9 protein-coding genes are annotated in these 8,413 nt (G+C 70.1%); 1 reads left to right on the plus strand and 8 read right to left on the minus strand.

The window, feature by feature from the left end; all coding sequences use genetic code 11:
• Nucleotides 1-82 precede the first annotated feature (82 nt).
• The 7 genes from ACH41F_RS05435 to ACH41F_RS05465 form a co-directional block, all read right to left on the minus strand.
• Nucleotides 83-745 (minus strand): YitT family protein, encoded by a 663-nt coding sequence (locus ACH41F_RS05435; RefSeq protein ID WP_398833164.1) that lies wholly within the window; start codon nt 743-745, stop codon nt 83-85.
• A 132-nt stretch (nt 746-877) separates the two neighbouring features.
• Entirely contained in the window at nt 878-1,669 is a 792-nt protein-coding gene (locus ACH41F_RS05440) for an ABC transporter permease subunit (protein ID WP_398833166.1), read from the minus strand.
• Entirely contained in the window at nt 1,659-2,567 is a 909-nt protein-coding gene (locus tag ACH41F_RS05445; RefSeq protein WP_398833168.1) for an ABC transporter ATP-binding protein, read from the minus strand. The genes ACH41F_RS05440 and ACH41F_RS05445 overlap by 11 nt, the downstream gene beginning before the upstream one ends.
• Nucleotides 2,564-3,049 carry a MarR family transcriptional regulator gene (locus ACH41F_RS05450; RefSeq protein ID WP_391232275.1) on the minus strand — a complete coding sequence of 162 codons (486 nt, stop codon included), beginning with the start codon at nt 3,047-3,049 and terminating at the stop codon, nt 2,564-2,566. Before ACH41F_RS05450 ends, ACH41F_RS05445 begins: the two co-directional genes overlap by 4 nt.
• Before the next feature lie 74 nt (nt 3,050-3,123).
• Complete coding sequence (locus ACH41F_RS05455; protein WP_391232274.1) at nt 3,124-3,909, minus strand: alpha/beta fold hydrolase; 786 nt, start codon at nt 3,907-3,909, stop codon at nt 3,124-3,126.
• Nucleotides 3,910-3,958: 49 nt separating this feature from the next.
• Nucleotides 3,959-4,441, minus strand: a complete 483-nt coding sequence (locus ACH41F_RS05460; protein WP_391232273.1) for a hypothetical protein — start codon at nt 4,439-4,441, stop codon at nt 3,959-3,961.
• Nucleotides 4,442-4,476: 35 nt separating this feature from the next.
• Nucleotides 4,477-6,300, minus strand: coding sequence for an amino acid adenylation domain-containing protein (locus ACH41F_RS05465; protein WP_391232272.1), 1,824 nt, complete (start codon nt 6,298-6,300; stop codon nt 4,477-4,479).
• Between the two features lie 215 nt (nt 6,301-6,515).
• Here ACH41F_RS05465 and ACH41F_RS05470 point away from each other — a divergent pair, with 215 nt between their 5' ends.
• Entirely contained in the window at nt 6,516-7,271 is a 756-nt protein-coding gene (locus ACH41F_RS05470; protein WP_391232271.1) for a thioesterase domain-containing protein, read from the plus strand.
• Between the two features lie 59 nt (nt 7,272-7,330).
• On the opposite strand, the gene ACH41F_RS05475 is transcribed toward ACH41F_RS05470, so the two are convergent.
• Entirely contained in the window at nt 7,331-8,410 is a 1,080-nt protein-coding gene (locus ACH41F_RS05475) for a MupA/Atu3671 family FMN-dependent luciferase-like monooxygenase (RefSeq protein ID WP_398833172.1), read from the minus strand.
• Nucleotides 8,411-8,413: the final 3 nt, after the last annotated feature.

The raw sequence follows: 8,413 nt of genomic DNA on the forward strand, positions 1-8,413 counted from the left end.
CTGGAGCAGGCTTTCGGCAGGCGACCGTCGTCTGCGCGCCGATCAGCGCCGGTTGGCGTACCGGACGGCGGCTCGGCACTCGTCAGGCACGGCTCTCGGCCACGCTCAGGCTGGGGATGCCCGCGTTGCGCAGGCGGAGCACAGTGCCGTTCAGACGCATCAGGGGCTGCACGAGGAGGTCGACCACGACGAGGAAGCAGACCGTGCCGATGCCCACGGGCCCGCCGAGCAGCCAGCCGGTCACCAGCAGGACGAGTTCGGTGCTGGACTTGGCGGCCCAGAACGGCAGTCGCCAGTGTTCGGTCATGCTGATGGCGATCAGGTCCATGGCCCGGATGCCGATGCCGCTGATGATGATCAGGGAAGAGCCGTACGCGCACAGCAGACTGCCGATGAACATCAGGACGGTGTTCGGCACGGGCAGTTCGGCGAGGTCGGCGGCGCGGGCGATGTCGATGAGGCTGCCGCAGAAGAAGAAAGTCACGAACGGCGAGATCACCGGGCGGCGGCGATTCCAGGCCGCCCAGATCGCTATGCACAGGGCCGCGAAGAGCGCCTGCGCGATACCGATCGTCAACGGCAGGTGCTCGAGCAGGCCGAGCGCGAAGACGTCGAGCGGGTCGGTGCCCAGGTCCGCCGCGATGAAGCACGAGGCCCCGTAGGAGAAGGTCACGCAACCGGCCAGGTACGCCACGTACTGCGAACGGTCAGGACCACGCTGGTGTGAGATCACCGGCCTTGCCATGGACGCCTACCTCCACACGGTCGGACGAGCGGCACGGGACAGCACTGCAAGCCCTGTCGGGGCCGGGAAAGGGGTCCGGCCCCGACAGGGTTCTGTGCGGGAATGCGCGGTGAGCGAGGGGCGCGGCGCGGGTCAGCTGTTGATGTCGCGCCTGGAGAAGGACCGCATGCCGAGGGCCAGGACGACCCCGGTCGCGGCGAGCAGGACGATCACGCCGCCGAGGGAGAGACCCTCCCGCAGCGGATGGGTGCTCTGCGCCCAGTAGAAGGGTGAGATGCGCTGCAGGAAGTGCAGGCCGTCGATCTGCGAGGCGATCGCGTTGAGCACATACGTTCCGACGGCCACGGCGCTGGTCGCGCCGAGGGTGACGGGCCTGCTGCCGGTGACGCCTCCGATGCACAGGGCGAGTGCGCCGAAGAACAGGGCCAGCAAGCCGAGTTGGACCGCTCCGGCGACGATGTTGCCGGCCGGGACGTTCATGTCCTGCGAGGACGCCAGGCCGGTCACCTCCAGGGCGATCAGCAGGGTGAGGGCGAGGACCGCGGCGAAGAGCGCGCCGAAGCGTTCGAGGCCGAGGCGGCGGCGGGTGACGGGGTAGGCGAGGTACAGGTCGAGCACCCCGGCCTGCTCCGGGGCGGCGATGGCCCGCGTACCGGTGGAGATGGCGAAGATGAGCAGGAGCAGCGGCCCGAGCAGGCCGAAGACGGTGCCTTCGAGGAAGCCGGCGCCACTGGTGAGGTCGTCGAAGTTCATGGCGCCCGCCATGCCCGAGGGGATCGAGTCCAGGGCGTCACCCTGGTCCTTCACCTGGGCGTAGGAGGAGGTGTAGATGGCCATCACGACCGCGATGCCCAGTGCCCACAGCAGCAGTCCGCGCCGCTGGTCGCGGATCGCCTTGCCGAAAACGGGGAGTTCAGTGGACAACGGGGGCGCCTTCCTTGACGTACTCGTCCATGAAGATGGCTTCCAGGTCCGGCTTGTGGCAGAACAGTGCGTCCACGCGGTAGTGGGCCGCCTGTTTGATCAGGGCGTCCACACTGCCGTCGACACTGCAGTGCAGTGTGTTCCCCTCGACGCGGACACCGGCGACATGGGTCAGCGCGGTGAAGTCGTCGGTCCTGACGGGCTCTCCGAAGTGGATCTCGACCTGGCTGACGGCCTGCCGCTGGAGCGATTCCACGGTGCCCTCGGTCACCAGACGGCCGTCCTTGATGATGGCCACCCGGTCGGCGACCTCCTGGACCTCGCTGAGGATGTGGGAGGACATGAAGACCGTCTGTCCGGCGGCCTTGGCCTCGGTGACGAGGTTCAGGAAGACCTGCTGCATCAGGGGGTCCAGGCCGCTGGTGGGTTCGTCGAGCACGAGCAGCGCGGGCCGGTGCATGAAGGCCTGGACGATGCCGACCTTCTGCTTGTTGCCCTTGGACAGGTTCTTCACCTTGCGGGTGCGGTCCAGTTCCAGGCGCTCGCTCAGTTCGCTCACCCAGGCGGGGTCCACATGGCCCTGCAACCGCGCGAAGAACCCGAGCAGTTCGCCGACGTTCTCGGCACCTTCCAGGACGAGTTCGCCAGGCAGGTAGCCGATCTGCGTACGCAGTTCCGCGCCTTGGGCCACGGGGTCGAGTCCCAGGACGCGGATCGTGCCCGACGTGGGGCGGATCAGGTCCAGGATCATCTTCATGGTCGTCGTCTTCCCGGCCCCGTTGGGGCCGAGGAAACCGAAGATCTCCCCGCGCCGGACGGTGAGATCGAGGTCTGCGACGCCGCGGCCCCCGGGATACCGCTTCGTGAGACCCTTGGTCTCGATCGCCGCTAAGGTCACTTCTCTCCTCCATCGTGAAGCCGTTGCTCGCGGTGGCGGGCGAGCAACGGCGGCAGTTCGCTCTGCATCCACCGGTACAGGTCGGCCACGTTCTCCAGGCGCGCCCGGCGAGCCGGGGATTCGTGCGCCAGGAGTGCGCTGCCCTTGTCCAGCACCTTGAGGATGTTGGTGACGGCGGCGAGGCGCTCGAAGACCGAGTTGACCCACCCCTCGTCGTTGATCCGGTAGTACGTACGCCGGTCTCCGGGGACGGACACCTTCTCCACCAGGCCCGCCTGCATCAGCTGCCGGGTCGATGTCGAGATCGATGCCTTGCTCGCGCCCAGGGTCTCCACCAGTTGCCCCGCCGTCTGCTCCGACGGTTCGCAGATCAGCAGCCACCCGATGACGCGGCCGGTGATCCTGGGAAGACCGGCGTCCTGCTCGAAGTACAGAGCCACGTCCTCGGCGAAGCGCAGGGCCTCGTCGTGTGTGATTGCCATGTCGTTCAGCGTATTCCGAACGTACTGAACTGACAAGACAAGCGGAACCTCAGCCACCCGTACGAGTGAGCAGGTCACGGCACCACGGTGCGCGCGAGGTCCTGTGCCAGTAGGCCCAGCAGGGCGGCCCGGTGCTCCTGGAGGAAGAAGTGGCCGCCCCGGTAGGCGTGTTGGGTGAAACCGCCGGCCCCGTGGTGGCGCCAGCCGCGCATGTCCTCCTCGCGTGCCTCCTGGTCCTCGGTGCCCGACAGCGCGGTGATCGCACACCGCAGCGGCCGCTCGGCGCGGTAGCGGTACGTCTCCAGCATGGCGATGTCACCACGCAGCACCGGCAGGTACAGGGCCCGCATCTCCGGGTCCTGGCGGATCTGCGGCGGCACCGCGCGGAAGCGGCGGTCCAGCGCGTCGAGGAACTCCTCGTCCGACAACAGGTGGGACATCCGCTCCGCCTGCGGGATCTCCGGGGTACCGCGCGCCGACACGGTCAGATGGGACACCTCGAGGCCGTGACGGCGGCGCAGTTCCCGGGCCACCTCGAAGCCGATGAGCGCGCCGAGGCTGTGGCCGAACACCGCGAACGGGCCGTCGAGACCCGGTGCCAGAGCGTCCGCGGCCTCACGCGCCAGGCGGAGCAGGTCGGTACGGGGCTTCTCCCGCAGCCGCACCTCACGGCCCGGCAGCCGCAGCAGCCACACGTCGATCCAGTCGGGCAGCCCGGCCGCCCAGCCGTGGAAGACCGTGGTGCCGCCACCCGCGTACGGCACACACAGCAGTCGCACCGCGGCCCCGTCCCGGGGCTCCGGACGGAGCACCCACCTGGGATCGACCGCCGGGCGGGTGATCGGAGCCGGTGTCTGCATGGAACTCCCCCTTGTGTGCGTGCGCGAGACGGACCGCCCGAGGGCCCGGTCAGGAATCGGCTGCGGACTTCTCGTAGCGGTGCCAGAGCGCCGGCATCTCCTGGGCGAGGTAACCGAAGAGCTTCTCCATGTTCCGCAACCGGGCCAGCCGCTCCGCCGAAGCCCCCTCGGCCTCAAGGGCCTTGAGGCCTTCGGCCATGGTCTCGTGGAAGTTCGGCCAGCTGAGGAAGGTGTGCTGGATGACCCGCGGCCAGGTGGCGTCCTGGAGCGTCAGGTAGTAGTCACCGTCCTCGGCCTCCTCACGGATGAAGAACTCCGCCGGAACCAGCTGGTCGGACATCTTGTCGACCGCGTCGCGGGGGATGCCGAGCTTGGCGCTGATCTCACTGGCCAGCTGCCGTGCCGGTTCGGAGATCAGCAGGTACCCGATCACCTCGCCGCGGTCCGCGGCCATGCCGTCCTTCTCGTAGTAGGCGCCGATCCGGGTGACGATCTCACGCTCGGCGGCGGGGATGGCGTTCGCTGTGGTCACGGAATGCCCTTCGTGGGTTGTGGGTTGCGGGTGTGTCAGTTCTCGGGCGCCACGGCCCCGGCCGCACGCAGGTGCGCCGCGTAGCGCGTCGGCGTCGAGTGGTCCAGGAAGGCCGCCAGGCCGGTGCTCGCTCCCCAGCCCTCGCGGATACGGCCGACGATCTCCATGGCGGCCAGCGACTGCCCGCCGATCTCGCTGAACTCGTCGTGCGCGCCGATGCCCTGACGGCCCAGCACGTCCTCCCACACCCCGATGACCGCCGCGACCAGCGCGTCGTCCGCCGAGGGGGTCTCGGCCGCGGGCGAGACGGGCTCCTCGGGGAAGGGCAGGGCGGAGCGGTCCGCCTTGCCGTTCGGCAGGAGCGGGATGCCGGAGAGGAAGAAGAACCGGCCGGGTATGGAGTGGGCGGGGACGGTCCGGGCCAGGTGCTCGCGGCACTGGGCGGCGGTGAGCAGCCGACCGGGCTCCGGTACGACGTAGCCGACCAGGAACCCCTCGCCGACGCGGTCGTGGCGGGCCACCACGGCCGCCTCGCGGATGTCGGGGTGCTGTTCCAGGGCGGTCTCCAGCTCACCCGTCTCCACCCGGACGCCGCGGATCTTCACCTGGCCGTCCAACCGGCCGAAGAACTCGATGCCGCCGTCCGGCCGGACGGCCGCGAGGTCCCCGGTGCGGTACATCGTCGCGTCCGGTGCCTCGGCGAACGGGTCGGGCACGAAGCGTTCCTCGGTCAGCTCCGGGCGCCGCCAGTAGCCCTGCCCGACGCCGGCCCCGCCGATGTACAACTCGCCGCGCTCGCCTTGCGGGACCGGCCGGCCGTCCGCGCCGAGGACGTAGGCGGTGTGGCCGGGCAGGGTGTGACCCCAGGGGATCGACTCCCGTTCGGCGTCCTCCTTGCGCACCGGGTAGACGGTGCTGCAGCACGACACCTCGGTCATCCCGGCCACGTTGAACGCCCGCACCGAGGGCGCCAGTTCACCGAGAGTGGCGGCCATGACGGGCGGGAAGCGGTCACCGGCCAGCACCACCGTGCGCAGCGCCTCGGGCAGGGCCCCGCCGCGTCGCCGGGCGGTGTCGGTGAGGGGGCGCAGGAGGGCCGGTGCCGAGGACCACACGGTCACCGACTCGGCACTCAGCAGATCGAGGAGCGCGCCGGGGTCACCGCGCTCCGCCGCGAGCGGGACGACCACGGTGCCGCCGACCGCGAACGTCGCGAAGATCTCGATGACGGACAGGTCGAAGTTGAGCGACGACACCTGCAGCACCCGGTCGGTGTCGTCCAGGCCTATCGCCGCGGCGAGGCCCCGCATGGTCAGGGCGACACCGCCGTGCCGGTTCATGGCGCCCTTGGGGCGCCCGGTGGAACCGGAGGTGTAGATGAGGTACGGGAGTTGGGAGGCGTCCACCTCGGGCAGCGGGACCGGCGCACCCGGCTCGGCGGGCCGGTCCGCGCGCAGTCCCTCCAGGCCCAGGAGACCGGGCACCCAGGCGGACGCCTCGTCCACCAGGACCGTTCGGGCTCCGCTGTCGGCCAGGATGAACCGGATGCGTTCCTCGGGGTAGGCCGGGTCCACCGCGACGTAGGCCGCTCCGGCCCGCAACACGGCGAGTACGGCGACCACCATGTGGTCGCTGGGCGCCATGGAGACCCCGACCAGGTCGCCGGCGCCGAGGCCGCGGTCGAGCAGCAGTCGGGCCAGGGCCGCGCTGCGGTCGTCGAGTTCGCGGTAGGTGGTGGCGCGCCCGGCGTGGCGTACGGCGACGGCGTCCGGCCGCTGCCGGGCCTGGACCAGCGCCAGTCCGTGCAGTGTCGACGGGCCGCTCGGGTCCGCGTCGACGTCACCGCTGAGAGCGCGCATGAAGAAATTCCTCCTCCGGCCGCGAGAAAAGGGCCGTACAGGGCCTCGTGAATCTCTGTCGCATCCCGACACTAGCCATGCCGTCGCACCCGATCAATAGCGCGGAATAAGTCTTGACGAAATTTCCGCCCTCTCCCGCGTCGGGGCACCCACGGTTCCGGACATTCTCGGGCTCTTGACCGACACCCACCTGAACTGCTCTATCATTTCGCTGCATGACTTCCCTTCGGCTGGATCCCGACCGCTGGTTTCTCCGTGCCGGGCGCAGAACCAATCCCCGGCTGACCGTCCTCGCCGTGCCCTGGGCCGGCAGCGGCACCGCCGCCTACCACGGCCTCGCGGATGAACTGCCCGCCGACGTCGACCTGTGGATGCTGCGCCTGCCGGGCCGCGAGGTGCGCCGCCAGGAACCGCTCGCCACCACGATGAGCGAACTCGCCGGACCCGCTGCCGCCGCCTGCGCCGAGGCTCTGACCGGCAAGTTCGTCCTCTTCGGGCACAGTTCGGGCGCACTGGTCGCCTTCGACGTGGCCCGTCGGCTGCGCCGGGAGCACGGCCGCCTGCCCGCCCTGCTCGCCGTCAGCGCGCAGCCCGCACCCCACCTCCCGCCGCGCTACGGACCCATCCACGACCTGCCCGTGGAGCGCTTCCTCAACGCGCTGGACGAGCGCTGCCACAGCGTTCCGCACGCCCTGCGGACCGATAGGGAAATGCAGGAGGTGTACGTTCCCGCCATGCGCGCCGACGTGGCCGTGGAGGAAACCTACGAATACCTTCCGGAAACTCCGCTCGAATGTCCCGTGTCGGCTTTCGGCGGGGAATCCGACACGGAATGCAGAATTACCGACCTGGAGGCATGGCAGGTCCACACGTCGGGAAAGTTCACCCTCAACGTGCTACCGGGCGACCATTTCTTCTTCCAGACCTCCCGTGAATCGGTGGTGAAACTCCTGGTGGAACAGGCCGGCTGATTCCGGGCCCGGTGCCCCCGTCCTTCTCTGGCGGGGGCACCGTAGTGTCCGGACGCGGATCACTGGTCGTAGTAGCTGCCCAGCCGACGCGCCGGCGGCGTCGGCCGGGTGCGCCCGGCGGTGGGCGCGCAGGCGCGGCGCAGGTCGTCCAGCCGGGGCAGGCCGGCCAGCACGTCGGCGAACGGCAGCCCGAAGTCGACCAGACAGGCGACCTCGTCCACGCCGATGCCGGCCAGCCGCTCGACCACCTCGGCGCACTTGCCCTGCGTGCCGAGCAGGGAGCGCCGGTCGTAGAAGTCCCGGGCCACCAGCGTGGCCAGCTGCTCCTGCTCCGCGTCCGACATGGCGGCGGAGCTGTCGTCGCTCCGCTTCTGGTTGAGGAAGGTGGACAGGTACCGGCGTACCGGATCCCTGACGACGTCCCACACCTGGTCCTCGTCGTCGCCGAGGTAGGTGTGCATACCCACGGTGACCGTGCCGGCCGCCGGGTCGAGTCCGGCGGCGGCCCGCTCCTTGCGGTAGGCGGCGATGTTGTCCGCGAGCCGCTCCCAGCTGTCCAGCAGCGTCAGCACACCGAGGTCACGGCGGCCCGCCTCCAGCCAGGTGGCGGGGTTGGAGGTGTGCACCAGCCACAGGGGAAGCTCCGGCTGGTGCGGCCGGGGGAAGGTCCGCACGGAGAGCGTGCCGTCCTCGGGGCCGGGGAAGGACCGCTCCTCCCCTCGCCACAGCGCACGCAGGGTGTCGACGGTGTCGAGGGTGTACTCGCGCCGGTCGGCGAAGTGGCCGGGCTGGAACACGAAGTCCCCGCTGTGCCAGCCGGTCGCCAGGCACAGCCCGACCCGGCCGGCCGAGAGCTGGTCCACCAGCGACCACTCCTCGACGATCCGCACCGGGTGATGATGCGGTACGACCACGCTGCCGGCCCGCAGCTCGACGCGCTCGGTGACGGCGGCGATGGCCGCGGCCAGCACCGAGGGGTTGGGGAAGCTGCCGCCGAACTCCTGGAAGTGGCGCTCGGGCACCCAGATCGCCCGGAAGCCGCGGGTGTCGATGAAGCGGGCGACGTCGAGGATGAACCGGTACCGGTCACGCGGTGACTGGCGGTCGTCCGCCGCGAAGAAGTAGACGCTGAACTCCATCGG

The sequence above is a fragment of the Streptomyces sp. NPDC020489 genome (genome assembly GCF_044386545.1).
Taxonomy (GTDB): Bacteria; Actinomycetota; Actinomycetes; order Streptomycetales; family Streptomycetaceae; genus Streptomyces.